Below are 24,054 nucleotides of genomic sequence, written 5' to 3'. Positions count from 1 at the left end.
AAAATACTTAGCGAGTCGGTGCTGGCGCTGCGTTGATTTTTACCCGCAACAGGCTGTAGGGCTTCTGGCGCAGATCCTTACCGTCGTGGAAACCGGCCTGGCGATGCAACTGGTTGGCGGTGAAATACAGATAGCCATCCGGACCTATGGACAAGGTGTCGGGCCATAGCACTCGAGGATCGTGAACGATGGTTTGCCAAGTGCCATCCGCGAGCCGTTTGCGAATACCGTTGTGTTCGTAATCACTGGCATACACCGCGCCGTTCGCGTCTGCTTCGAGACCATCGGAAGCACCTTTTTCACCCAGATCCTGAACAGCTGCGTCCAGCGCTTTCTCGCTGACGCTTGCATCACGCAAGAGCCTGGTCGGTACGCAATACAGATGACGGCTCGACAGCGGGCTGAAATACAACGTCTGGCCATCTGGCGACAGTGCGATGCCATCGGAGGCAACACCCAGCGCTTTCTTCTTGCCATCAGCCCCCTTGGTCATGACGGCCTGCCCTTCAACGACCGGGATGAACGACGGATCAACCGATGTCGACTTCGCGCCGCTCAAACGGCGCGTCGCCTTGCCGGTAGCGATGTCCATGACAATGATTGCTCCCGGCCCACTCACGGAAGAGTCGGTGACATAGACCGTGCCTTCCTTGCCAGTGCGGAAATCAAAACGCATGTCGTTGACGTAAGTGCTCGGTAGGATGACGTTGGCCGGGAAGACCAGCGTTTTCACCACCTTGTTACTCGCCAGATCGACCGCTACGAGTTTCGCGCCTCCAGCCTTGGGTGCAGCAAAACCGGGGGCCGCAGTGTCCAGCAACCAGACGCGACCCTGCCCGTCCGCAACCACGCTTTGCACGCTGATCAGGCCCTTGGCCGGGTCTTGGGGATCTTCCTTGTTGATTTGCGCGTTCGGCCACGCCTGCACGTTGCCGTCCCGGACTTCAGCCACGGTGAAGGGCACGTCATCGCCCCAACGCGGGAAGTTGACGAAAATCCGGCCGGTTTCGCTCACCGTCACGCCAGTGGGCATGGCGTCGTGGAACTCAAAGACTTGCTGCAATTGGCTAATGGCCGTATCAGCCGGCGCATTTGCTGAAAAATCGGCAGCCTCTGCCGCCAACGCTGTTTGAGCCGTCAAGGCCACACCCAGCGCCAAAGCGGAAACCGCGAAAAAGGACTTCTTGAACATGAGCATTCTCCTGACTGCCTGCTGGACACAGGCAGCCACTGACGGATTGATGAAAATCAGAAGCCTTCGAGGACGATCTTGCCTTTGGCCTTGCCGCTTTCTACAACGGCGTGGGCACGGCGCAAATTAGCGGCGTTAATCGTGCCGAAATGTTCGCCAAGGGTGGTCTTTAGCACACCTTGATCAATCAGGTCGGCGACGCGATTCAACAGCTCGTGCTGCTTGATCATGTCTGGGGTTTCGAACAGGGAACGGGTGAACATCAGCTCCCAGTGCAACGACAGCGCCTTGCGCTTCATCGGCACCACATCGAGAGTTTTCGGGTCGTCGATCAGGGCCAGTTTGCCTTGCGGGCGCAGCGCTTCGATCAGTTGCGTGAAGTGGCTGTCGGTGTGGGTCAGGCTGGCGACATGGGTCACCTGGCCAACGCCAATCTGCTCCAGTTGCGCCATCAATGGCTGGCTGTGGTCGATGACGTGATGCGCACCGAGCTGCTTGATCCACGCTTGAGTTTCAGGACGGGAAGCGGTACCGATCACGGTCATCCTGGTCAGTTGACGGGCCAACTGAACGAGGATCGAGCCAACCCCACCCGCTGCGCCGATGATCAACAGACTTTCGCCTTCGCCACCGCCCTCTTCCACACCGAGGCGATCAAAGAGCAGCTCCCAAGCGGTGATGGACGTCAGCGGCAAAGCGGCCGCGTGGGCGTTATCAATGGATTCAGGCTTGTGGCCGACAATGCGCTCGTCTACCAGATGGAATTCGCTGTAGCTGCCGGGGCGCACGATCGAGCCAGCATAAAACACTTCATCGCCAGGCTGAAACAGGGTCACGTCACCGCCCACTTCGCGGACAGTACCAACGGCGTCCCAACCGACAACCTTTGGCTCGGTCGCCCCTGAACCGGCGCGAATCTTGGTGTCTACCGGGTTGACCGAAATAGCGTGAACTTCCACCAGCAAGTCCCGAGGGCCGGGCACGGGTTTCGGCAGGTCCATGTCGAGCAGTGCGCCTGGATCTTCAATCGGCAGACCGTGTTGGGTAAAGGCGATAGCTTTCATGGCAAATCCTCTGAAGAGAGTTCTAAAACGTGGAGCCATAGTCACCTTCTCTGCCGCAAAGAAAAACCCCTAGAATGCGTCAACACTTTCACAGCTGGAGTGAAGATGATTCGTCTCGATGACCTTGCCTTGTTCGTGCGTACAGCCGCATTAGGCAGCTTTTCCAATGCTGCGCGGGAGGTGGATCTGCTACCGGGACAAGTAGCGGCGGCGATCAAACGCCTGGAACGCGAGCTGGATGTGCGCCTGTTCGCGCGCTCCACCCGCAGCCTGCGCCTGACCGTTGAGGGCGAGCAGTACTTGCCCAACGCGCAAACCGTGCTCGATACCCTGAAAGACGGTCGCGAGAAACTTCGACGCGAGAGCGCCGAGTTGCGGGGTGTGCTGCAAGTCGCCGCACCTTCGGACCTGGGGCGTAACGTGCTGCTGCCATGGTTATCCGGGTTTCGGCGCGAGCATCCCGGGCTGTCGATGCGACTATTTTTATCCGATCAGGTGGCTGACATGTTCCGCGACCCGGTGGACGTTGCGATTCGCTACGGCGTGCTTGAAGACGCCAATTACATCGCCCTGCCGCTGGCACCCTGGAATCGACGGGTGCTGGTGGCTTCGCCCGACTATCTGCAACGCCATGGACGGCCACAGACGCCGGACGATCTGGCGCGTCATGACTGCTTGCTCTACACCCTGGGCGGACGGGTCTATGACAAATGGCGAGTCGGCGCGCGGGTGATATCGGTGTCGGGGCCGCTATTCTGTGATGACGCCGACGTGGCGCGGCGCTGGGCGGTGTCGGGGGAAGGCATTACCTATAAATCGTGGCTGGACGTCAGTCAGGACATCAAGGCCGGACGGCTGGAAATTCTGCTACCGGATTATCCCGGAGAGCCGGTGCCGCTGAATCTGGTATGCCCGCACCGCAAACAGTTTTCACCGGCGATTCAGCAATTGCATTCATTGTTAAAAGGGCAATTTGCGGAGCTGGAGCAGGAGTTGCCTGGGTTGATTTGAGGTAATAGAAATCAAAGCCGGACGCAGGACCTGTAGGAGTGAGCTTGCTCGCGATTCAGTTTTTTGGCCGACGAATATATCGTCTGAACTGACGCCATCGCGAGCAAGCTCACTCCTACAGGAAACTCATTTCAAATCAGATTGTTATGTGTTGGCTCCTACAGGGAATGCGTTTCAAAGCCATAATCATTGATGAGCACAGCTGAAAACTGGACCCACTCATGCCAAGAACCACCGAACGACTGCTACTCAGACCACCTCGCCCATATGACCTGGCTGCAATGTTCGCCATCTACAGCGATCCCGCCACCAACGTGTTCAATCCCAACGGCCCGATAAAAGAGCTGGCGCAGGCGCAGATATTTCTGAATGGCTGGATGCATCACTGGCATGAACAGGGTTATGGCTGGTGGGCGGTGGCGACTCGGGAAGCGCCGGATCAAATCATCGGTTTTGGCGGTGTGGCGTTGATGAAGTATCTCGACGTCGAACGGGTCAACCTCGGGTATCGCTTCGGTGTACCGGCGTGGGGCAAGGGTTATGCGACGGAGCTGGGCCATGCGGCGCTGGACTATGCGTTCAACGAACAGAGGCTACCAAAGGTATACGGACTGGTTCGGCCCACGCATCAGGCCTCGATCAGGGTGCTGGAAAAAATCGGAATGGAACGTGTTGATGTACTGAACGATGTGCCGGGGCAAGCGCCCAGTCTGGTGTTTCTGGCGAACCGGCGTTGATGTCGCGGCAGGCCTGGATGGCGGCCTGCCGACAACACTTAGAGCGTTAGTGCATTTTGCTGTGATCGTGCATCGAGCCATGATCCGGCGCGTTCAGGGCACGGGCGGTGGCTTCGACCGCAATCGACTGTTTTACACCTTTGTCATCCTCGACAATCAGCGTCAGCGGGACTTTATCGCCCTCTTTCACCTGAGCCGTCAGATTGATCAGCATGATGTGATAGCTGCTCGGGTCCAGCACCACTGGCTTACCCGCAGGCAAAGCAATCGAGGTCACTTCCTGCATGCTCATCACATCGTCTTTCATGCTCGATTGATGAATCTGCACGATTTTTGCGACCGGTGACTGCGCCTCCAGCAGCTTGCTGTCAGCACTGGCCGTCAACGTCAGGAATGCACCCGTGGACGCCTGCCCCGGCACCGTTGCGCGTACCCACGCATCGTCAACAACGGTTTGCGCTGACGCCTGAGCGGCAACGCCCAGTAGTGAAAGTCCCAATAGCGCTTGTTTGAGAAAAGTTTTCGGGCGTTCAAAGTTCATCAGCAGACCTCCATGACAGTCAGCAGATCTTCTGTGCACTGTTGGGCAGAAAGAGAATGGGACAGGCCAAGACGCAGCACGCCACGCGTGTCGTAGACGTAACTGGTGGCGGTGTGGGACATGGTGTACGTGTCACCAGTCGGGATTTTCTCGTAAAACACGCCGTACTCTTTCGCCGTGGCGGCGGTTTCTTCGAGGGTGCCGTACAACGCGACAAAGCTCGGATCGAACGCTTTGACGTAGGCGTCGAGCATTTGCGGCTTATCGCGTTCCGGGTCGATGGTGATGAAGATCACCTGCAGCGTATCGCCATCCGGCCCCATCAACTTCTTTATCTGCGCTGCACGCGCCAACGCTGTCGGGCAAACCGCCGGGCATTGGGTGAAGCCGAAAAACACCATCGGCATTGTGCCGCGAAAGCTCGACAGGGTTTTCACGTTGCCCTGCGGGTCCTTCAGTTTGAAGGTGCGCCCGAGAATCTTGTCGCTCAAGTCCTTGCCGTATTTGAACGACAATTTGTTGGAATCACCGCAACCGGCAAGCGCGCCCAGACTCAGCACGCTCATGCCGCCGAGAAGCTGGCGGCGGGTCAGTAATGTGTTCATGTGTGGCCTCATGAAGAACAACGGAGGCACTAAACGGCTCCGTTGCTCAAATTCTCTGTGCTGCTAAAGCCGCGTAGGTTACCTGTGACATTTCCTACAGTCGCTGTAGTAATGTCAGAAAATGCTTCACGGCGTTTTCCATCCAGTCTTGATCAGCCCTAACTGCGCACAAAGGCGACAGACGGCGCGCGATACGTGACGATAAGATCGCAGAGAACCAGCGCCAACAGGCTCCAGCCCAACACCGGCAAGCAAATGCCGAGACCCACTGCCACCATCAACCACACTGTCCTGGCGACAACACCAGACTGTCGCCACGCGTCCACGACCGTTGGCTGTCTTACGAGAGTCGGCCTGCGCCGCCACCACATCAGGTAACCGATGATCACCATCACCACCAGTCCGCTGGCAAAAAACACCAATATCAACTGATTGGCCAGCCCGAACAGCACGCCCATGTGCGCGTCGATGCCCCAGCGGGTGAGTTTGGCAGGCAACGTGTATTGGGAGAACTCGACCTGATCAACCACCGCCAGGGTATTGGGATTGATGGAGACGGCGTCGACTTGAGTCGGCCAACTGCGATCAATTTCGGCGACCACCCAGGCTTTCTCGGGTTTGCTCGACGGGCGGATTTCCACCTTGGCCGCTTCGATATTGGCGTTACGTGCGGCGGCCAGAACGCTGTCGAACAGCGCGGGATTCAGCGTGCTGTTAGAAACGGCAGGCGCCATGTGCATGTGATGCTCGGCGTGCTCGTCCATCGGCATATTCATGTTCATTGCCGGGTCCGCCGGTTTCGCCAGGGTCGTCGCAACGCTCGGCGTGGACCAGCCGTAATAGGCGCGCAGCACACCAATGTTGTCGCCCGCGTATTGCGACCAGGTCAGACCGGTCGCCGAGAAAAACAACAAGCCCAGCATTAACCACAGCCCTGCGCTGGCATGCCAGCTACGCAAACTGCCGCGCAGCGTCCGGGCACGTTTGCGTCGCACCGCCCACAAAACAATGCCGCCCGCCGCCGCGACCCACAGCCAGGAAGCGGCCAGTTCGCTGTAGATGCGGCCGACGTCACCGAGCAGCAAACTGCGGTGGAACTGATCGATCCAGGTGCGCAACGGCAATATCCCGCTGGTGCCGTAGACCTTCATGTCGCCGCGAATCTCACCGCTGACCGGATCGACGAACAGCGCTCGATGCTCCGACTCGCCCAACCCCGGAACGTTGAACATCACCCGGGTGGTGTCGCCCTGATTAGGCGCAGGACGAACTGCCGCGACCGTCGGCCCCGGTCCGGCGGCCTCCTGAGCACGACGCACCTGGGCTTCGAGACTCAAGACCGGGCCGTGGGTTTCGGTATGCAGCGCATGGGCGTAGAGGTGTTTTTCGATCTGCGGCGTCAGGGCATAAATAACCCCGCTAAGTGCCGCGACCAGAATAAAAGGCCCGATAAACAGGCCGATGTAAAAGTGCAGCCGTTTCGTCAGAGCGACAAACGCGCTGGACGACGACTGTGCAGGTAAAGCAGACATAGGGCTCACCAACGGCTAAACGCGCCCGACCGGGACGAATCCCGGCGAGGCAAAAAATCGATATTGGTTTTTAACGGCGAGTAGTTGCCGTCAGGGAGCCTGCGGGTTAAGCCCGGGGAAACACTGGCGAGAGGTACGGCCCGGCCAGAGCGAAGGGAAGATAAAACGAGGGCTGCGAGTGCGAATCAGCCAGCTCAGGGCGACGAAGAAAATCATCGCCAGGGTCAGCGTCCCGGCAAAGGAACAATCGCCGAACAGCGATTGCATGCTGCCCGGCGTCGCCATGGTTTTGCTGGCGCCGTCCATCGGCATCGGCATCGACATGTCCATCGACATCTCGTGGTGCGCGTCACTCATGGACGCGGTGCCGTGATGCTCATGGTGGGAAGGCGCCGCTGCGGGCTCCCCGGAAAACGTCCCCATCATCTGGCCATGACTCATGGCGCACGCGAGTCCATTGAACAGGATGAAGGCGTACAGCATCCAGGCAATGGGCGAGCGATGGGTTCGGAAGAAATTCATGGCGGCTAATTTAGCATTTCAGCCGGGGGTAAGACAGGACGCAGGTCAATGCAGGCTCGAAGGACCGACTTTAGCCGGGAGAGCGCAATGCTTGACGATGAAATGCATCGACGTGCCGAAGTCCTCCCGGCTAAAGCCGGCCCTTCAGGATGGTCGGCCTGCAAATTCGCCATGGCGTATGAGCACATCTTCACAAAAAAGTTCACGACTGATAACGATTTGTATTTGCTGTCGTATTCACACCTTGCTAGGATCGCGTCACCTTGCGCTTTACGTAGTCCGGCAGTGTCTTGAACATTTGTGTCAAAACATCCTGCCAGGCGGTCTCGTGCGCTTAATTATTTGGCCCAATGTCAGGATCACAGAAATGTCCCGTCCCGCCCTATCAGCCTTGACCATCGCCCTGGCGCTTGGCATGTCCGCCACTGCTTTCGCTGCCCCGGTCCGCCTGGACCTTCCAGCTCAACCATTGGCGGCTTCGCTGACCCAATTGGGTCAAGCTAGCGGCATGACGGTGACATTCGATCCGCAGCAAGTGGCTGGCAAGCAGGCCCCCACAGTGCGCGGCGACCTGGAACCCGCTCAGGCGCTGCAACGCCTGCTGGAAGGCAGCGGACTGACAGCGAGTGTGCAAGGCAATTCGGCACGAGTGACCCAGCCGACTCAAGGCGTGGTTGCTCTGGACGGCGTGAACATCAATGCTGATTACGGCCTTGCAGGCGTAGCAACGACTGAAGGGACTAACTCTTACACCACCGGCTCGATGAACACCGCGACCAAGTTGCCGTTGTCGATTCGTGAAACGCCGCAGTCAGTCAGCGTTGTGACGCGCCAGCGCATGGATGACCAAGGCATGAACGATGTGAACGACGTCGTTAAATATGCACCGGGTGTGACGCTGCGCAAATTTGGTCAGGACCGTCAGCAGTTTCTGGCTCGTGGTTTTACGATTGATAACCTGATGTACGACGGGTTGCCAACCATCCTCAGCACCTTCACACAGGACACACTGGCAGAAGCGGATCTGGCCCTGTACGACCGAGTGGAAGTAGTGCGCGGCGCGACTGGTCTGATGACGGGTTCTGGTAGCCCGTCGGCAACCCTGAATCTGGTACGCAAACGCCCAACAGCGACGCCGCAAGTGAGTATTACAACCAGCGCAGGCAGTTGGGACCGCTATCGCACAGAAGTTGACGCCTCCAACAAGCTCAACGAATCCGGCACTGTCCGTGGACGCGTAGTGGCTGCCTATCAAGACGACAAGAGCTTCGTCGACGAGCGCAACAAACAGCGCCAGACTTTCTACGGCATCCTTGAAGCCGACTTGAACGAGTCGACTACATGGACCATCGGAGCCTCCAAACAAAAAGACGACGCAACTTCAGATTGGGGCAGCCTGCCATCCGGCCGTAACGGCGAAAATCTTGGGTTTTCGCGCTCGACGTTCCTGAGTGGCGACTGGGCCTACTGGAATCGCGACAACGTCAGTGTGTTCACTGACCTGACGCATCGCTTTGACAACGGCTGGAACGGCAAACTGGCAGCGTCCAAGATCTGGGCCAAATCCGATACCTTCTCCAACTACATCGCGTTCCCTTTCCCGGACCCGGGCGTCGGCTATGAACAGGGCGCTGGCCAATACGACACCAAAGACACGCAAAACAATCTGGACGCGTCTCTTTCTGGCCCGTTCCAGCTATTTGGGCGCGAGCATGATCTGAGCTTTGGCGTCAGCCATCGCCAGGAAAAATTCGATCAGCGTGGCGGCTTCTGGGCCAACTATGCAGTTGATCCATTCGCCATCACCCCGGGCACTGTACCTAAACCCTCAGCTGATACCCGAACCCCGTATGCAAGCAAAAACGTAGCCACCGAGAACGCAGCTTATGCCGTCGCTCGCTTCAACCCGATTGATCCGCTGCACGTGATCATCGGTAGCCGGTTGAGCTGGTATGACTACGACAATCAGAGCGGCACTGGCGACTATAAGGTCACTCAGGAAGTTACACCGTACGCGGGTGTTATCTACGACCTGAACGATACCTACTCGGTGTACGCCAGCTATACCGAAATCTTCAAGCCGCAAAGTGAACAGAATGCTTCTGGCTCCGCATTGAAACCGATGACGGGTGAAAGCTATGAAATTGGTCTGAAAGGCGAATACTTCGATGGTGCACTGAACGCATCGGTGGCGTTGTTCGACATGACTCAGGAAAACCGTGCCTATCTGATTCCAAACCAGAGTCTCGCGAACTGCCCGTCCTTCCCGGCATCCAGTTGCTACGACACAGCAGGCGAAGTTCGTAGCCGCGGTATCGACACCGAGATCAGCGGCGCGATCACTCCTAACTGGCAACTCTCCGCAGCCTACACCTACCTGCTAAGCCAATACGTCAAAGATGCAAGCAACGAGGGCAAGCGGTTTGGTGCCGATCAGCCCAAGCAACTGTTCAAAGCCGCTACCAGCTATAACCTGGAGGGTGACCTCAACAAGTGGCGTGTCGGTGCAGACATTCTTGCCCAGAGCGATACGTTCAACCGTGTCGGTAACGGCCACGCCACTCAGGATGCTTACTCGGTCGTAGGCCTGATGGCAGGCTACAAGTTCGACGAACACTGGGATGGCCGCGTCAACTTCAACAACATATTTGATACCAAATACTGGCAGGGTATTCCTACCGGCTCGGGCAGCGGCGTCTATGGCGACCCACGTAACGTGATGTTCTCGTTGAAGTGGACCCTCTGATTCAGACAGGCAACACATTCCGGTAGGAGGCAACTTGTTGGCGAGACAGTGTGTCAGGCACAACTTCTCGCGAACAAGTTCGCTCCTACCGATAAATACCTCTTCTGTTGGAGCGCGCTTGCAGTCAAAGCTGCGCCTCAACTGCTGCCTTATCAATAACTGACCACACCTCAATAATCCTCCCCTCGCGAAACCGGTAGAACACGTTCTCGCTGAACTGCACTTTCCGGCCATTGACCGGCAGGCCCATGAACTCCCCAATCGGGGTGCAGTTGAAATCGAGCCGGGCGGCGATGTGTTCGGGGTCGGCGATCAGAAATCGAATGTGGAATTGCAGGTCCGGAATCTGCCGGTAGTCTCGTTCGAGCATTTCGCGGTAGCCACTCAGGCCTACGCGCGTGTCGTTGTAACGCACATCCTCATCAACAAGCTGCCCCAGCGCAGGCCAGTCCTGCTGGTTCAGGCAGGCGATGTAACCTCGGTAGACGTCACGCAGGTCGCGACTCATCAAACACCTCCGGCAATAAAAAAGCCCCGATCTGATGGCTCAGACCGGGGCTTTCGGGTTCAAGCGTCTACATCAGGCAAGGTCGAAGCGATCAAGGTTCATCACTTTGGTCCAGGCCGCGACGAAATCGCTGACGAACTTCTCCTGCGCATCGCCCGCGGCATACACCTCGGCCAGCGCACGCAACTGGGCGTGGGAACCGAAGACCAGATCGACGCGAGTACCGGTCCATTTGACGGCACCGGTCTTGCGATCGCGACCTTCGAACTCGTCTTTGGCGTCCGATACGGCGCGCCACTCGGTGCTCATGTCCAGCAGGTTGACGAAGAAGTCGTTGGTCAGGGTTTCCGGACGCTGAGTGAACACGCCATGTCGGGTTTGGCCGACGTTGGTGTTCAACACCCGCAGGCCGCCCACCAGCACGGTCATTTCCGGCGCGGTCAGGTTCAGCAGTTGTGCCTTGTCGACCAGCAGCGCTTCAGCCGAGGAGCCAAAACGGCCCTTCTGGAAGTTACGGAAACCATCAGCGACCGGCTCCAGGAACCCGAACGACTCGACATCCGTCTGCTCTTGCGAGGCGTCGGTACGGCCCGGCGCGAACGGCACGGTGATCGCATGACCGGCGTTTTTCGCCGCTTGCTCAACGCCAGCGGAACCGGCCAGCACGATCAGGTCAGCGAGGGAGATTTTCTTGCCGCCTGTTTGTGCGCTGTTGAACTCGCTTTGGATACTTTCCAGTTTCGCCAGCACATGCGCCAGTTGCTCCGGCTGGTTGGCCTGCCAGAACTTCTGTGGCGCGAGACGCAGACGCCCGCCGTTGGCACCGCCGCGTTTGTCGGAGCCCCGGAAGCTGGAAGCTGCCGCCCAGGCAGTAGAGACCAGTTGCGAAACCGACAGACCCGAAGCCAGGACTTTGCCTTTCAGTGCAGCCACGTCGTTTTCGTCGACCAAGGCGTGATCAACGTCTGGAATCGGGTCTTGCCAGAGCAGTTCTTCGGCTGGCGTTTCCGGGCCGAGATAACGGGACAGCGGGCCCATGTCGCGGTGAGTCAGCTTGAACCAGGCGCGGGCGAACGCGTCGGTCAACTGGTCCGGATTGGCGAGGAAGCGACGAGAAATCACTTCGTAAGCCGGGTCAAAGCGCAAGGCCAGGTCGGAGGTCAACATGGTCGGCGTGTGGCGCTTGGACGGATCGTGAGCGTCGGGAATCAGACCGGCGCCGGCGCCGTCTTTTGGACGCCACTGATGGGCACCCGCCGGGCTTTTGAACAGTTCCCACTCGAAACCGAACAGGTTTTCCAGGTAGTTGTTGCTCCACTGGGTCGGCGTGGTGGTCCACGTCACTTCCAGGCCGCTGGTGATGGTGTCGCCACCTTTACCGGTGCCGAAGGTGCTTTTCCAGCCCAGACCTTGTTGCTCGATATCTGCCGCTTCGGGTTCTGCGCCAACGTTGTCCGCCGGGCCAGCACCGTGGGTTTTACCGAAAGCATGACCGCCAGCAATCAGGGCCACGGTTTCTTCGTCGTTCATGGCCATGCGACCGAAGGTTTCGCGGATGTCTTTCGCCGAAGCTACTGGGTCCGGGTTGCCTTCAGGGCCTTCAGGGTTCACGTAGATCAGCCCCATTTGCACGGCGGCCAATGGATTTTCCAGGTCGCGACCCGGCGCGTCGTTACGGCTTTCTTCGGTGCCGTGCTTGCCTGCATCGGCCACCAGCACGCCCTCGCCTTCGGGCTGCGCTTCCTTACCGTAGCGCGTATCGCCACCCAGCCAGGTTTTCTCGGAACCCCAATAAACGGCTTCTTCCGGCTCCCAGACATCAGCCCGCCCGCCGGAGAACCCAAACGGTTTGAAACCCATGGTTTCCAGGGCGACGTTGCCGGTGAGGATGATCAAGTCGGCCCAGGAAATCTTGCGGCCGTACTTCTGCTTGATCGGCCAGATCAGACGACGCGCTTTGTCGAGGCTGACGTTATCTGGCCAGCTGTTGAGCGGTGCAAAACGTTGTTGACCGGCACCCGCACCACCACGACCGTCAGCGGTGCGATAGGTCCCGGCGCTGTGCCAGGCCATGCGGATGAACAGCGGACCATAGTGACCAAAGTCGGCTGGCCACCAGTCCTGCGAGTCAGTCATCAGCGCGCGCAGGTCCTGCTTTACAGCTTCCAGATCGAGGCTTTTGAAGGCAGCGGCGTAGTCAAAGTTTTCGCCCATCGGGTCGGACAAGGACGAATGCTGATGCAGGATCTTCAGATTGAGTTGGTTCGGCCACCAGTCGCGGTTGGTAGTACCGCCACCCGCAGCTGCGTGATTAAAGGGGCATTTCGATTCAGTCGACATGTTTTATTTACCTTTGGTCGAGTTCATGCGCTGCCGGGCCGGGTCCAGACCTCGAGCAGCGATGTGGTTCATCACGGCACAACATGCATGGCCAGCTCTGGATCTGCAGATAGCTGTCGCCACGCGGAAACTCTAAAGAAACGGCCAGCGGCTCGCCAGCGCCAGAACAAGCCTAGACGGCGTTTGAGCAGAGAGCTAATAAGCTAAGTCTTATGTGTCGATAGACATACTCTGTCAATCGATAGACAAAACTTGAAGGTATGAGCTCTTTTTTGAGGGATGGCCTATTCAGGCTCAGAGAAACACGCGGTTGCGCGGAAGAAGACAACCCGTTGGAGCGAGTAAGCGGCGTTCCGACTTGCCCGCAAAGAGCCCAGACGAGGTTTAACTGATAGTCCGCGGCGCATGATTCGCGGGCAAGCCTCGCTCCCAAGAGCCATGCGCAGAATCGCCTTAGCCCGCACCCTGAGGAAAACGGAGCGGGTCGGAGAAACTTGCCAGCAGATGGTCGTAAATCAGACGAACGCGCGGGGCTACGGGTCCGCGCTGTGGGCGATAGATGAAAAGCTCCCATGGCGGTGGTGCGATCTGCGGCACCACCTCAACCAGCCTGCCCTCTCGCAAATGAGGCTCCGCCAGATAGCGGGGAATTTGGGCGTAAGTCAGTCCGGCCAGAACGATTTCCAGCTCGGCTTCGGGGTCGTCGCAGGAAAAAGCCGTCGACTGCGGCATGAACGTCTGGCCATCGGCGAATACCCAAGGCCACGGCCTTCCGCTCTTGCGATCAATCAGCACGGAAAGCGGGCGCTGCTGGAGTTCGTCCAGCGTCGATGGCAGCCCGGTTTCCGCCACCAGTTGCGGCGCAGCAACTACATGAAAGGGAACAGTGCCCGCCGCACGGGCAATGTAACGCCGGTCCCGGATGTAGCCAACCCGAATACCGATATCGACTTGAGCCTCTACCGCATCGGTTATTTCATCATCAAAACGCAAATCGATGCGCAACTCAGGGTGCTGGCTCATCAAGGGTTTCAGGAATTCCAGCAGGAACAATCGGCCGATGGCATAAGGAGCTGTGATGCCCACGCGTCCGGCCAGGCCGTTTTCCTCAATGTCGGTGTGGCGGGTGAACAACTGGTCGAAGCCGCTCAGGGTTTCCCGGGCCTGTCGTGCCAGGTCCTCGCCGAACGCCGTGATATGGATCTGCCGGGTACTGCGGTGAAAAAGCATTTCGCCGAGGGTATTTTCCAGTTCTTTGATGGCCCGCGTCACGCTCTGCGGCGAAGTGCCCAGACGGCTTGCGGCTTCGCGGAAGGTGTCCGATTCGGCTGCAGCACAGAGAATTCTCAGCATTTCGACGCGGTTGAGCATGGGGTGATTACTCCTTGTTTGACATCCAGAAATAGAACAGCAAACGAATATCCTGTGGGAGCGAGGCTTGCCCGCGATAAGAACACCGCCGATTTCAGGCCCTTAGCGTCAAGCCTTATCGCGGGCAAGCCTCGCTCCCACAGGTCATGCGTTGCAGCAAGGGAGCGCGCAGTACCTGTGCCAGCTATCTATTTACTCCAGTTTCTGGAATTCCTAAATCCTATCTCTTCCATTTATCGACAGGAAGAACGCGCCCACAATTGATTTCGAAAGCGGTTATCCACTTCGAACCAACTCAAGGGTATTCAGAACATGAGCAATAACATCGAAGGTAAAGTTGTCGTCATCACCGGAGCCAGCAGCGGCCTGGGTGAAGCCACTGCCCGTCATCTCGGCGGCTTGGGGGCGAAGGTTGTACTGGGTGCTCGTCGCAAAGCGAACCTGGACACTCTGGTCAACGAAATCACCGCAGCAGGCGGCAACGCGGTTGCCTATCAGACTGACGTAACCCGTAAAGAAGAAGTGGATGCGTTGATCAAAGGCGCGCTGGACACCTTTGGCCGTATCGACGTGCTGATCAACAACGCCGGTGCCATGGCCATTGCGCCAATGTCGGAAGGCAAGACCGATGAATGGGATCGCATGATCGACATCAACATCAAAGGACTGCTCTATGGCATCGCCGCCACTTTGCCGGTCTTCCAGCAGCAAAACAGTGGTCACTTCATCAACATCGCGTCGGTTGCGGGCATCAAGGTCTTCAGCCCGGGCGGCACCGTGTACAGCGGCACCAAGTTTGCGGTACGAGCCATTTCCGAAGGGCTTCGTCATGAAGTCGGCGGCAGCATTCGCACCACCACCATCGAGCCAGGTGCAGTGGACTCGGAATTGAAACTGGGCAGCTCGCACCAGGCCAGTTCTGAAGCAGTAGGCGAGTTCTACAAACAAGCCATCCCTGCCAGCTCGGTAGCCCGCGCCATCGCCTTCGCCATTGAGCAACCGGCAGACGTGGACATTAACGAAATCGTGCTGCGCCCTACGACGCAGGATTTCTGATTAGAGACTGCAAACCGTCCCTGTCGTCCAGACGCTGCGCTGTCGCGCAGCAAACAGGGGCCTGCAGGAGCGCGCTTGCCCGCGATTCGGTCTGTCAGCCGATGAAGACATCGCCTGTTCTGACGTGATCGCGGGCAAGCGCGCTCCTACAGAAAATGCATTTCAACTCATGATCAAACCAGCTTGTCCAACGGCTCCCCCGCCGCTTTACCAGCCCCCTTCCTGAGCGAACTCTGTTCCTTCATCGCGGCGATTTCACGGGCGGCCTGTGCCTGGTCGAATGAGCCATCCCATTTGGCAATCGCGATGGTGCCAATGCCGTTTCCGATCAGGTTGGTTACGGCCCGCGCTTCGTTAAGGAAGCGGTCGACACCCAGCAGCAAGACCAGGCCCACCAGCGGAATATCGCCAATCACCGACAGCGTTGCTGCCAGGGTGACAAACCCCGCGCCTGCAACACCCGCCGAACCTTTCGAGGTCAGCAGCAATACGCCCAGTACCACCAGTTGATCCATCAAGGTCAGCGGCGTGTTGGTTGCCTGTGCCACGAAGATCGCCGCCATGGTCAGGTAAATACAGGTGCCGTCGGAGTTGAAGGTGTAGCCGGTCGGCAAGACCATCCCCACCACCGATTTTTTGCAGCCCAGTTTCTCCAGCTTGACCATCATCCGTGGCAAAACCGCTTCGGTGGAGCAGGTCCCGAGGGTGACGAGAATTTCGTCCTTGAAGTAGCGAAGGAATTGCAGCAGCGGCAAGCCCGACCAGCGCGCCACGCTGCCCAGCACCACCACAATGAAGAACAGGGTCGTGACATACAGCGCGATGATCAACTGCCCCAACGACATCAATGTACCGATGCCGTACTTGCCGATGGTAAACGCCATGCCAGCACCCGCGCCGATCGGGGCGAGCTTCATGACCATCGCGACGATGCGAAACAGCGTCTGCAGCAGCAGGTCGATGACGTTGACCAGTGGCTTGCCGGTTTCACCCAACTGCACCAGCGCTACGCCCATCAACACCGAAACCAGAATCACCTGGAGCATCGCACCTTTGGCGAAAGCGTCGAACAGCGTCGTGGGAATGATGCCGAGGAAGAATTCGATCACTCCGCCCTGTGCTGCCGCCGCCTGGGTGTAACCATTGACCGCGCTGGCGTTAAGGGTGTTGACGTCGATGTTCATGCCAACGCCAGGCTTGAGCACGTTGACCACGACAAGACCGATGACCAGCGCCAGCGTCGATAACACTTCGAAGTAGATCAGCGCCTTGCCGCCAATACGACCGACTTCCTTGATGCTGCCCATTTTGGCAATGCCGACTACAACGGTGCCGAAGATGATCGGCGCCAGCAGCATTTTGATCAGTTTGATAAAGCCATCGGCGAGGGGTTGCAGCTTTGCACCGATGTCAGGAAGGAAGAAACCGATGGCACCGCCAATGACGATGCCGATCAGTACCTGGACATACAGCTGGCCGTACCAGCGTGTAGGTGTGTCGCTCATGAGAACCTCGATCTTGTTGTTGTATGAGGAATTCGTAAAAACAAAACGCTGTAGGAGCGCACGGAGGTAACGGCGCCCGCGATGCGGTGTGTCAGGTAAATCGCTATCGCTGGCCTCGTAACCTCGGTGAGCTCCTACAGATTTGTCGTCGCTGTGGCTATCAAGCGCCCTCACCCAGCTCGCGCATCACGGCATACAGCGCAGACTTGGCTTCGAAACCGACGCCCGGTATGTCCGGCAAACCGACGTAGCTGTTCTCGACTTTGATGCCATCGGCGAAACCACCGAATGGCTGGAACACGTCGGGATAGGACTCGTTACCGCCCAGATGCAGGCCTGCCGCGAGGTTCAGCGACATCTGGTGGCCGCCATGCGGCACAACTCGGCGCGATGACCAGCCCAGTTCTTTCATCACATCCAAAGTGCGCAGGTACTCCACCAGACCGTAGGAGAGCGCGCAGTCGAACTGCACGAAGTCGCGATCAGGGCGCATGCCGCCGTGGCGCAGCAGGTTGCGGGCGTCCTGGTGGGAGAACAGGTTTTCACCGGTCGCCATGGGCAGGTCATAGTGGTTGGCCAGTTCAGCCTGAAGCGCGTAGTCCAGCGGATCGCCCGCCTCTTCGTACCAGAACAGGTTGTACGGCTTGATGGCCTCGGCGTAGGCAATCGAGGTTTTCAGGTCGAAGCGGCCGTTGGCGTCCACCGCCAGACGACGGCCATCACCCACCACTTCCAGCACGGCCTCGATACGGCGGATATCTTCATCCAGCGGTACAGCACCGATTTTCATTTTCACCACGTCGTAGCCGCGGTCCAGATAGCTCTGCATTTCGGCCTTGAGCTTGGTCTGGTCCTTGCCGGGATAGTAGTAACCGCCCGCCGCGTAGACCCAGACTTTGTCATCGGCGACACCGTCGCGGTAACGATCAGCCAACACGCGATACAGCGGCTTGCCTTCAATCTTCGCAACGGCGTCCCACACTGCCATGTCGATGGTACCAACTGCCACTGAACGCTCGCCGTGGCCGCCTGGTTTTTCGTTGGTCATCAGGGTTTTCCAGATGGCGAACGGGTCGAGGTTATTGCGCTCGTGGTCGATCAGGCTGTCCGGGTCTGCTTCGGTGATACGCGCCAGAAACCGGTCCCGCATCAGCGCGCCCTGGCCATAACGCCCGTTGGAGTTGAAGCCATAACCGATCACTGGCTTGCCATCGCGAATCACGTCAGTAATCACGGCGACGACCGAGCAGGTCATTTTCGAAAAGTCGATATAGGCGTTGGCAATAGGCGATGCGATAGAAACGGTTTTCTCGCGAATGTCCACGATGCGCATGGAAAGTCCTCTCTGATTATTAGGTGGCCGCTGCTATCAGCTGGCTGCCAGAGAACTCTAGGGCTAGCGGCCCAGGCGCAGCCAATGCTTATAATCGAGCACCTCATGCACAGGTGGCATTGCCCATGGAACTCGCTTGGCTGGAAGACTTCGTCGCACTGGCGGAACTGGAAAACTTCTCTCGTGCGGCCGACTCACGCCATGTCACCCAACCGGCGTTCAGCCGCCGGATCAAGTCGCTGGAAAACTGGATGGGCGTTGAGTTGTTTGAACGCACCACCCATGGCGCGACGCTCACCGATGTCGGCCGACAGATGCTCGGCAACGCGCAGGACATGACGCGACGCTTGCATCAGATGCGTCTGGACGCTCGCGAGCTGGCGGGCAAACAACTGCGCACGCTGTACTTCGCGGCGACTCATTCGCTGTCGTTCACGTTTTTTCCCGGCTGGATCAGGAGCATCGAACGCGAAGCACCGATCGAAGGCGTGCGCCTGCATTCGGACAACATGCGTTCTTGCGAGCAAATGCTGCTGAACGGTGAGGTGCAATTCCTGCTTTGTCATCACCACCCGGACGTGCCGCCACGATTTGCCAGCGAGCAGTTTCTGGGTAAAGCGGTGGGCCTCGATGTGCTGCTGCCGTTGTGCGCGCCCGAGCAGCGCAGCGTGGAGTCAAATGAATCACTGGATTATCTGGGTTACACCGCAGATTCCGGGCTGGGCAGGATCATCAACTGGCGTCTCAACCGCTCGCAACCGGAACAGGCTTTGCAAACCCTGTTCAGCTCCCACCTGGCGGCGGTGCTGCTGTCGATGGTGCAGGAAGGCAAAGGCATGGCCTGGCTGCCGCGTACATTGGCAGAGTCTGAAATGAGCCAGAACCGCCTGGTGCGAGCGCTGGAAGAAACCTGGGACATCCCGGTGGAAATCCGCCTGTTCCGGGCCCGGACGCCGCTGAGTGATTTTGCCGAGGCGTTCTGGAATGGGCTGGAATAGAGAACAAGCGCCAGATGTTGTCTGTGGATTTCCGTGCTCAAAAGGAGCTCTCGGAACCTCAATATTTTATGACATGAGGTACTATCGACGGCTCTTTGTTGCCTGGGTGCATTTGCCGGATGTCTTCAACTGATTCCCTTCCCGCCGTTCTTGCTGGCCCTCTGTTGCGTCGCCTTGAGCCTCAGCGTCTGGTGATGTGGCTGGTGGGTTCGCGACCGTTGACGTTGACCCTTCGCCTTCCGGGCCATGACTACCCGCTGAATGAACAGCAATGCCAGGTCGTTGCAGTAGGTCGCAATGCCTTCATTCATCTGATCGACTTGCCGCTGGATGATGCCCTGCCCTGCGATGTCGCCATTGCCTACGACTTGTTGATCGACGGCCAGCAAGGCATCGCCGAATGGGCGCCGCATTTGCTGTATGCCGACCGATCCCTGCCGGACTTCGTGCTGCGCAGCACCATCGAACAATTGCTCCACGGTTCATGCCGCAAACCCCATCACGCTTCAGATGAAGGCCTGCTGTGCGCCGACCGGCTAATCGCTGCCAATCCGGATGCCGAGCATCGCCCGGCGCTGTTGATGATGAGCGGCGATCAGGTTTACGCCGACGATGTGGCCGGACCGATGCTGCGCGCCATTCATGCGCTGATTGAACGCCTGGGTCTGTTCCATGAGCACCTGGACGGAGCCGTGATCAGCGACAGCGCCGAGCTCTACAACCATCCGGCCAGCTACTACAACCGCGCCGACCTGTTACCGGCATTGAAGAGCAACGATACCCTGCGCGAACGGTTCTTCGGTGGCGCGCGCAAGCCGATTTTCACCAGCAGCACGGCCGATAACCATCTGGTGACGTTCTCCGAAGTGATTGCCATGTACCTGCTGGTCTGGTCACCGGTGCCGTGGACGCTGATCGACCCGACACGTCCTGTTTTCGAAGCCGGTGAACAACCTCGCTATGAACAGGAACAGCAGCGTATCGACACTTTTGTCGACGGTTTGGGTGGCGTTGCGCGGGTTTTCGCGCATTTATCCTGCCTGATGATCTTCGACGATCACGACGTAACGGACGACTGGAACCTCTCGGCCAAGTGGGAAGAAACCGCCTACGGCCACCCGTTTTCCAAGCGCATCATCGGCAACGCGTTGCTGGCCTATTTGTTGTGTCAGGGCTGGGGCAACAATCCGGATGCCTTCCCTGATTTGCTGGAGCAGACACAGCAACTGGTCAACCAGGCACCTGATGCAAACGGTTATCTGCAAAGCGAAGCCCTGGATACGCTGATCACCCGGTTACTGAAGTTTCAGCAATGGCATTACGTGCTGCCCACCTCCCCTGCATTGGTAGTGCTCGACACCCGCACCCGGCGCTGGCGCAGCGAATTCAACCTGCATCAGCCTTCCGGTCTGCTGGATTGGGAAGCGCTGAGCGAGTTGCAACAGGATCTGCTCGATCACCCTTCGGCGATCATCGTGTCACCCGCGCCAGTGTTCGGCGTGAAGCTGATTGAAACTGTGCAGAAGATTTTCAGTTGGTGTGGGCACCCGCTGCTGGTCGACGCAGAGAACTGGATGGCGCATCGGGGCGCCGCGCAGGTCATTCTGAATATCTTTCGTCACTCGCGAACGCCGGGCAATTACGTGATCCTGTCGGGGGACGTGCATTACTCGTTCGTTTACAAAATCCTGATTCGCCATCGCGCCGCTAATCCGCATATCTGGCAGGTCACCAGCAGCGGCTTGAAGAATGAATTCCCGCAAAGCCTGCTGGACTGGTTCGACCGCCTGAACCGTTGGCTGTATTCGCCTCGCTCACCACTGAACTGGTTTACCAAACGACGCCTGATGCGCGTAGTCCCGCGTATCCCGGAGCACAGCAAAGCCGGGGAGCGGCTGTGGAATTCGGCGGGCGTGGGGCAGGTTTTCTTCGATGCCGAGGGCCGGCCAACCGAGATTTATCAGCTCAACGCAAGCGGTCGTGAGCCGACACGGTTTATCGAGCCAGACGCTAACGCTTAGCCGTCGAAGGCTTTGTTCAGGGCGTCACGACCTTTGCTCGTGACGTTCAAGGCCCTGGAATCGAGCTGGCGAGTCACCCAACCGCGCTTGAGCATTAGCTCCAGAATGGCGGCACCCAGTGCGCCGCCGATGTGCGGCGAGCGCTCACTCCAATCCATGCACGGATAAGCCAGCCGTCTGCGCTGACCACGCATCGCATCAACATCGACGCCCAGTTTCACCAGTCGCTCAACGCCTTTTTCAGTCAGGGTGTAATCCCGGCCCTGCGCCTCAATCCAGTCGGCTTGCAGCAGAACATCGTGAAGCTTGACTGCGACCTCGCCTGCGCAGTGGTCGTAACAGGTTCGGGCATGTCTGAGAGCTGCGGGCGTGCTGGGCTGGAACGGTGTTGCAGGTTGGCCAGTGATCGACAGCAACGACTCCAGGGCTCGCGCCACCCGGCTATTGGCCAAGCGGTAATAGCGATGGCGACCCTGCACCAGTTGCTCGACCAACCCGTGCTCACGCAGGCGCGAAAAATGATTGCTGGCCATGGAGGCGGTCACGTCGGCAACCGCGGCCAATTCGGTGGCGGTGCGCGCCCGACCGTCGAGCAAACTGCACAGCATGCGCGAGCGAGCCGGGTCAGCAATGGCGCCCGCCACTTCAGCGAGCGAAACCTCTGCGCATTCGACATCCATAGTTCAGCCATCCCTGAAGCATCGTTTTGACCGCTCATCATACTGAGGTTCACAGCACATTTAGGGATTGAGTCATGAAGCAACCGGGTTTCTTTGGCAGCAAAGTCGTCGCTGCCACGTTTGTAATGGCTGTGTTTGGCTGGGGTATTGGTTTCTACGGACCACCGATTTTTCTCTATGCCGTGTTGCAACGCACCGACTGGTCGGTGTCACTGTGCTCGGCAGCAGTGACGTTGCACTTTCTGGCGGGCACGCTGGTGATCGTCAACCTGCCGCGTCTCTATAAGCGTCTTGGCCTGGCACGCGTCACCGTATCGGGCGCAACCGTCCTGGCGCTTGGCGTATACGGCTGGGCGGTGGCTGCTCAGCCTTATCAATTGTTCATCGCGGCACTGCTCAGTGGTTTGGGCTGGGTGACCATGGGCGCGGCGGCGGTAAATGCCGCTATCGCGCCGTGGTTTGTCAGCAAGCGCCCCGCTGCGTTGGCCATGGCTTACAACGGCGCGAGTATTGGCGGGGTGATTTTTTCATCGGCGTGGGTTTACCTGATCAGCCAGTTGGGCTTTGGTCAGGCCGCGCTGTGGGTCGGTGGCGTTTCGATCAGCGTTATTGCCCTGCTGTCGTTCAAGGTCTTCGCCTTGCGCCCGGAACATGTGGGGCAACATCCCGACGGTGCTGAGCAGCCGCCTGCCGAGGCAATCAGCCCGTCGGTGGCCCCTTCCACCTCGCTGTGGCGCAATCGGCAATTTTTGACACTGGCAGCGGGCATGTCGCTGGGCTTGTTTGCGCAAATCGGACTGATTACACATTTGTTTCTGGTGCTCGTGCAGCATCTGACTGAGCAAGAAGCGGGACTGGCGATGGGGTTGGCGACGGCCAGCGCAATCGTTGGACGAACACTGGTGGGCTGGCTGATGCCTGCCCATGCAAACCGACGCAATGTGGCGTGCCTGAGTTATGGCATTCAACTGCTGGGTTGCATCGTAATGCTCGGCGTTGGCCAGGCTCCAGGGCTCGTCTGGCTGGGTGTGATCCTGTTTGGCGCGGGCATCGGCAACGCGACTTCGCTGCCGCCACTGATTGCTCAAGCGGAGTTCCCGCGTCAGCACACCCAACGCGTGGTGGCGCTGATCGTTGCGACGGCGCAAGGCTGTTATGCATTTGCTCCGGCGATTTTCGGGGTGGTGAAGTCGTTGAGTGGTGAGGCAAATAGCGGGTTGTTGATATTTACCCTGGCGGCAGTGATTCAAGGGCTGGCGATATTGGTTTTGCTGGCGGGGAAGATCAGGCCGATCAAGCAATCACACTAGCTTGAATTGGAATGCTATCCCTGTGGGAGCGAGGCTTGCCCGCGATAAGGCCGGACGCGATCTAAAAAGTGAACCGCGTCCAGCCTTATCGCGGGCAAGCCTCGCTCCCACATAGGACGCATTTCAACCCAAGGATCTCATCATTCGTTCAATCGATAGTCACCATCAAAATTCGCAAGTTCTGCTTTTTTCGGCAAAGGAGGAGGATGGCCACATACCGAAACCGCTTGCGAGGAATACGCGATGAGATTTTCTACCCTGCTGACTCTTGTCGCCGTATTGACTGGCGGTGCCTTTGCCCCTGCCTTCGCCGCCGAGCAAGCGACTTGCCATTTCCAGCCGGTTGCCGATAGCAATTCCGGCTTGCAGCACTCTCAATCTGTGGGTGTGCTGTACAGCGAAAACACGGTCAGCACCCTGCAATATCTTGAGCAGTACCATTCGGTCGCGTTGAACGGCGCGAAGAATAACAACCTTGATTCAAGAATCCGTGAAGCGTTCGTCAACAGCTCCGATCCAAAACTGGCCATCGACTGGCTGAAAGGTTCGCTGCAAAGAGAATTCGCCTCGGTGACTGTCTACGACAACCTTGATGCGGTGATGCAGGCCAAACCCGATGTGGTGGTGATGCTCGACACTTACAACCGTCTGGTGACCCAGCGTAATACTCAGGTTGAAGCGCGGTTTGTCGCCAAGTTCTATGACGCCAACCTGCAGTACATTGGCAAGGCCGAAGGTTATGGCGGCAAGGAAATGACTTCAGTGTGGGTGCATGACAAGGCTGCCGCAGAAATCGCTGCGCAGATTGATCAGCAACGTGTGCTGCAAGTGAATGCGCTGAAACAGTTCGATGCGTCGCTGAAAGCGCTGGTCGTTTCGGGGCAGGTTGCGGCGAATTGAGGTGTTGGGTTTCTGTGGGAGCTGAGCTTGCTCGCGATAAGGCTGGACGTGATCTAAAAGTGAACCGCGTCCAGCCTTATCG

The 24,054-nt window shown here is 58.2% G+C and carries 20 protein-coding genes; 8 read left to right on the top strand and 12 right to left on the bottom strand.

Features of this window, described 5'->3' with window-relative positions; genetic code table 11:
* Positions 1–7: 7 nt before the first annotated feature.
* Entirely contained in the window at positions 8–1,192 is a 1,185-nt protein-coding gene (locus ABRP31_RS03670) for an L-dopachrome tautomerase-related protein (RefSeq protein WP_349973090.1), read from the bottom strand.
* Positions 1,193–1,248: 56 nt separating this feature from the next.
* Positions 1,249–2,256: a zinc-binding alcohol dehydrogenase family protein gene (locus tag ABRP31_RS03665; RefSeq protein WP_349973089.1), complete on the bottom strand. Its 1,008-nt coding sequence runs from the start codon at positions 2,254–2,256 to the stop codon at positions 1,249–1,251.
* Between the two features lie 105 nt (positions 2,257–2,361).
* Between ABRP31_RS03665 and ABRP31_RS03660 the strand changes: the two genes are divergently transcribed.
* Both ABRP31_RS03660 and ABRP31_RS03655 read left to right on the top strand, forming a co-directional pair.
* Positions 2,362–3,267, top strand: coding sequence for a LysR family transcriptional regulator (locus tag ABRP31_RS03660; protein ID WP_349973087.1), 906 nt, complete (start codon positions 2,362–2,364; stop codon positions 3,265–3,267).
* Positions 3,268–3,488: 221 nt separating this feature from the next.
* The gene (locus tag ABRP31_RS03655) at positions 3,489–4,004 is read left to right on the top strand and encodes a GNAT family N-acetyltransferase (protein ID WP_349973085.1); all 516 of its coding nucleotides are present in this window, start codon (positions 3,489–3,491) and stop codon (positions 4,002–4,004) included.
* Positions 4,005–4,050: 46 nt separating this feature from the next.
* On the opposite strand, the gene ABRP31_RS03650 is transcribed toward ABRP31_RS03655, so the two are convergent.
* The 4 genes from ABRP31_RS03650 to ABRP31_RS03635 all read right to left on the bottom strand — a co-directional run bounded on the left by ABRP31_RS03650 (position 4,051) and on the right by ABRP31_RS03635 (position 7,204).
* Positions 4,051–4,545: a copper chaperone PCu(A)C gene (locus ABRP31_RS03650; RefSeq protein ID WP_349973083.1), complete on the bottom strand. Its 495-nt coding sequence runs from the start codon at positions 4,543–4,545 to the stop codon at positions 4,051–4,053.
* Complete coding sequence (locus ABRP31_RS03645) at positions 4,545–5,150, bottom strand: SCO family protein (RefSeq protein WP_087273688.1); 606 nt, start codon at positions 5,148–5,150, stop codon at positions 4,545–4,547. Before ABRP31_RS03645 ends, ABRP31_RS03650 begins: the two co-directional genes overlap by 1 nt.
* Before the next feature lie 158 nt (positions 5,151–5,308).
* Positions 5,309–6,682 carry a PepSY-associated TM helix domain-containing protein gene (locus ABRP31_RS03640; protein ID WP_349973080.1) on the bottom strand — a complete coding sequence of 458 codons (1,374 nt, stop codon included), beginning with the start codon at positions 6,680–6,682 and terminating at the stop codon, positions 5,309–5,311.
* A gap of 90 nt (positions 6,683–6,772) precedes the next feature.
* The gene (locus ABRP31_RS03635; protein ID WP_349973078.1) at positions 6,773–7,204 is read right to left on the bottom strand and encodes a DUF2946 domain-containing protein; all 432 of its coding nucleotides are present in this window, start codon (positions 7,202–7,204) and stop codon (positions 6,773–6,775) included.
* A gap of 367 nt (positions 7,205–7,571) precedes the next feature.
* Between ABRP31_RS03635 and ABRP31_RS03630 the strand changes: the two genes are divergently transcribed.
* Positions 7,572–9,950, top strand: a complete 2,379-nt coding sequence (locus ABRP31_RS03630) for a TonB-dependent siderophore receptor (protein WP_087273694.1) — start codon at positions 7,572–7,574, stop codon at positions 9,948–9,950.
* Between the two features lie 124 nt (positions 9,951–10,074).
* Here ABRP31_RS03630 and ABRP31_RS03625 read toward each other — a convergent pair whose 3' ends face one another.
* The 3 genes from ABRP31_RS03625 to ABRP31_RS03615 all read right to left on the bottom strand — a co-directional run bounded on the left by ABRP31_RS03625 (position 10,075) and on the right by ABRP31_RS03615 (position 14,169).
* Positions 10,075–10,458 carry an ester cyclase gene (locus ABRP31_RS03625; protein WP_372489328.1) on the bottom strand — a complete coding sequence of 128 codons (384 nt, stop codon included), beginning with the start codon at positions 10,456–10,458 and terminating at the stop codon, positions 10,075–10,077.
* A gap of 72 nt (positions 10,459–10,530) precedes the next feature.
* The gene (gene katG / locus ABRP31_RS03620) at positions 10,531–12,798 is read right to left on the bottom strand and encodes a catalase/peroxidase HPI (RefSeq protein ID WP_349973073.1); all 2,268 of its coding nucleotides are present in this window, start codon (positions 12,796–12,798) and stop codon (positions 10,531–10,533) included.
* Between the two features lie 453 nt (positions 12,799–13,251).
* Entirely contained in the window at positions 13,252–14,169 is a 918-nt protein-coding gene (locus tag ABRP31_RS03615) for a LysR family transcriptional regulator (protein ID WP_349973071.1), read from the bottom strand.
* Between the two features lie 312 nt (positions 14,170–14,481).
* On the opposite strand from ABRP31_RS03615, the gene ABRP31_RS03610 reads away from it, so the two are divergent.
* Positions 14,482–15,225, top strand: a complete 744-nt coding sequence (locus ABRP31_RS03610; protein WP_087273701.1) for an SDR family oxidoreductase — start codon at positions 14,482–14,484, stop codon at positions 15,223–15,225.
* A 173-nt stretch (positions 15,226–15,398) separates the two neighbouring features.
* On the opposite strand, the gene dctA is transcribed toward ABRP31_RS03610, so the two are convergent.
* On the bottom strand, positions 15,399–16,730 hold the full coding sequence (gene dctA / locus ABRP31_RS03605; RefSeq protein WP_087273703.1) for a C4-dicarboxylate transporter DctA: 1,332 nt from the start codon (positions 16,728–16,730) through the stop codon (positions 15,399–15,401).
* Positions 16,731–16,890: 160 nt separating this feature from the next.
* A complete protein-coding gene (locus ABRP31_RS03600) occupies positions 16,891–18,063 on the bottom strand; it encodes a mandelate racemase/muconate lactonizing enzyme family protein (protein ID WP_349973068.1) in 1,173 nt (390 codons plus the stop codon).
* A 125-nt stretch (positions 18,064–18,188) separates the two neighbouring features.
* Here ABRP31_RS03600 and ABRP31_RS03595 point away from each other — a divergent pair, with 125 nt between their 5' ends.
* Positions 18,189–19,061, top strand: coding sequence for a LysR family transcriptional regulator (locus tag ABRP31_RS03595; protein ID WP_349973066.1), 873 nt, complete (start codon positions 18,189–18,191; stop codon positions 19,059–19,061).
* A 119-nt stretch (positions 19,062–19,180) separates the two neighbouring features.
* On the top strand, positions 19,181–21,082 hold the full coding sequence (locus ABRP31_RS03590; protein ID WP_349973064.1) for an alkaline phosphatase family protein: 1,902 nt from the start codon (positions 19,181–19,183) through the stop codon (positions 21,080–21,082).
* Here ABRP31_RS03590 and ABRP31_RS03585 read toward each other — a convergent pair.
* On the bottom strand, positions 21,079–21,762 hold the full coding sequence (locus ABRP31_RS03585; RefSeq protein WP_087273710.1) for a helix-turn-helix transcriptional regulator: 684 nt from the start codon (positions 21,760–21,762) through the stop codon (positions 21,079–21,081). The two genes, ABRP31_RS03590 and ABRP31_RS03585, sit on opposite strands and share 4 nt — an antisense overlap.
* Before the next feature lie 74 nt (positions 21,763–21,836).
* Here ABRP31_RS03585 and ABRP31_RS03580 point away from each other — a divergent pair, with 74 nt between their 5' ends.
* Together ABRP31_RS03580 and ABRP31_RS03575 are read left to right on the top strand one after the other, a co-directional pair.
* Complete coding sequence (locus ABRP31_RS03580) at positions 21,837–23,072, top strand: MFS transporter (RefSeq protein ID WP_349973062.1); 1,236 nt, start codon at positions 21,837–21,839, stop codon at positions 23,070–23,072.
* A gap of 243 nt (positions 23,073–23,315) precedes the next feature.
* Positions 23,316–23,972 carry an ATPase gene (locus ABRP31_RS03575; RefSeq protein WP_349973060.1) on the top strand — a complete coding sequence of 219 codons (657 nt, stop codon included), beginning with the start codon at positions 23,316–23,318 and terminating at the stop codon, positions 23,970–23,972.
* Positions 23,973–24,054: the final 82 nt, after the last annotated feature.

It is taken from the genome of Pseudomonas caspiana (assembly GCF_040224095.2).
GTDB lineage: Bacteria > Pseudomonadota > Gammaproteobacteria > Pseudomonadales > Pseudomonadaceae > Aquipseudomonas > Aquipseudomonas caspiana.
The sequence above is the reverse complement of the archived record's forward strand: the minus strand, read 5'-3'. Positions and strand labels throughout refer to the sequence as shown.

Bases quoted from the DNA above. Each gene is read 5' to 3' on its own strand.
- ABRP31_RS03670 (WP_349973090.1), bottom strand. From the start codon at position 1,192: ATGTTCAAGAAGTCCTTTTTCGCGGTTTCCGCTTTGGCGCTGGGTGTG.
- ABRP31_RS03665 (WP_349973089.1), bottom strand. From the start codon at position 2,256: ATGAAAGCTATCGCCTTTACCCAACACGGTCTGCCGATTGAAGATCCA.
- ABRP31_RS03660 (WP_349973087.1), top strand. From the start codon at position 2,362: ATGATTCGTCTCGATGACCTTGCCTTGTTCGTGCGTACAGCCGCATTA.
- ABRP31_RS03655 (WP_349973085.1), top strand. From the start codon at position 3,489: ATGCCAAGAACCACCGAACGACTGCTACTCAGACCACCTCGCCCATAT.
- ABRP31_RS03650 (WP_349973083.1), bottom strand. From the start codon at position 4,545: ATGAACTTTGAACGCCCGAAAACTTTTCTCAAACAAGCGCTATTGGGA.
- ABRP31_RS03645 (WP_087273688.1), bottom strand. From the start codon at position 5,150: ATGAACACATTACTGACCCGCCGCCAGCTTCTCGGCGGCATGAGCGTG.
- ABRP31_RS03640 (WP_349973080.1), bottom strand. From the start codon at position 6,682: ATGTCTGCTTTACCTGCACAGTCGTCGTCCAGCGCGTTTGTCGCTCTG.
- ABRP31_RS03635 (WP_349973078.1), bottom strand. From the start codon at position 7,204: ATGAATTTCTTCCGAACCCATCGCTCGCCCATTGCCTGGATGCTGTAC.
- ABRP31_RS03630 (WP_087273694.1), top strand. From the start codon at position 7,572: ATGTCCCGTCCCGCCCTATCAGCCTTGACCATCGCCCTGGCGCTTGGC.
- ABRP31_RS03625 (WP_372489328.1), bottom strand. From the start codon at position 10,458: ATGAGTCGCGACCTGCGTGACGTCTACCGAGGTTACATCGCCTGCCTG.
- katG (WP_349973073.1), bottom strand. From the start codon at position 12,798: ATGTCGACTGAATCGAAATGCCCCTTTAATCACGCAGCTGCGGGTGGC.
- ABRP31_RS03615 (WP_349973071.1), bottom strand. From the start codon at position 14,169: ATGCTCAACCGCGTCGAAATGCTGAGAATTCTCTGTGCTGCAGCCGAA.
- ABRP31_RS03610 (WP_087273701.1), top strand. From the start codon at position 14,482: ATGAGCAATAACATCGAAGGTAAAGTTGTCGTCATCACCGGAGCCAGC.
- dctA (WP_087273703.1), bottom strand. From the start codon at position 16,730: ATGAGCGACACACCTACACGCTGGTACGGCCAGCTGTATGTCCAGGTA.
- ABRP31_RS03600 (WP_349973068.1), bottom strand. From the start codon at position 18,063: ATGCGCATCGTGGACATTCGCGAGAAAACCGTTTCTATCGCATCGCCT.
- ABRP31_RS03595 (WP_349973066.1), top strand. From the start codon at position 18,189: ATGGAACTCGCTTGGCTGGAAGACTTCGTCGCACTGGCGGAACTGGAA.
- ABRP31_RS03590 (WP_349973064.1), top strand. From the start codon at position 19,181: ATGTCTTCAACTGATTCCCTTCCCGCCGTTCTTGCTGGCCCTCTGTTG.
- ABRP31_RS03585 (WP_087273710.1), bottom strand. From the start codon at position 21,762: ATGGATGTCGAATGCGCAGAGGTTTCGCTCGCTGAAGTGGCGGGCGCC.
- ABRP31_RS03580 (WP_349973062.1), top strand. From the start codon at position 21,837: ATGAAGCAACCGGGTTTCTTTGGCAGCAAAGTCGTCGCTGCCACGTTT.
- ABRP31_RS03575 (WP_349973060.1), top strand. From the start codon at position 23,316: ATGAGATTTTCTACCCTGCTGACTCTTGTCGCCGTATTGACTGGCGGT.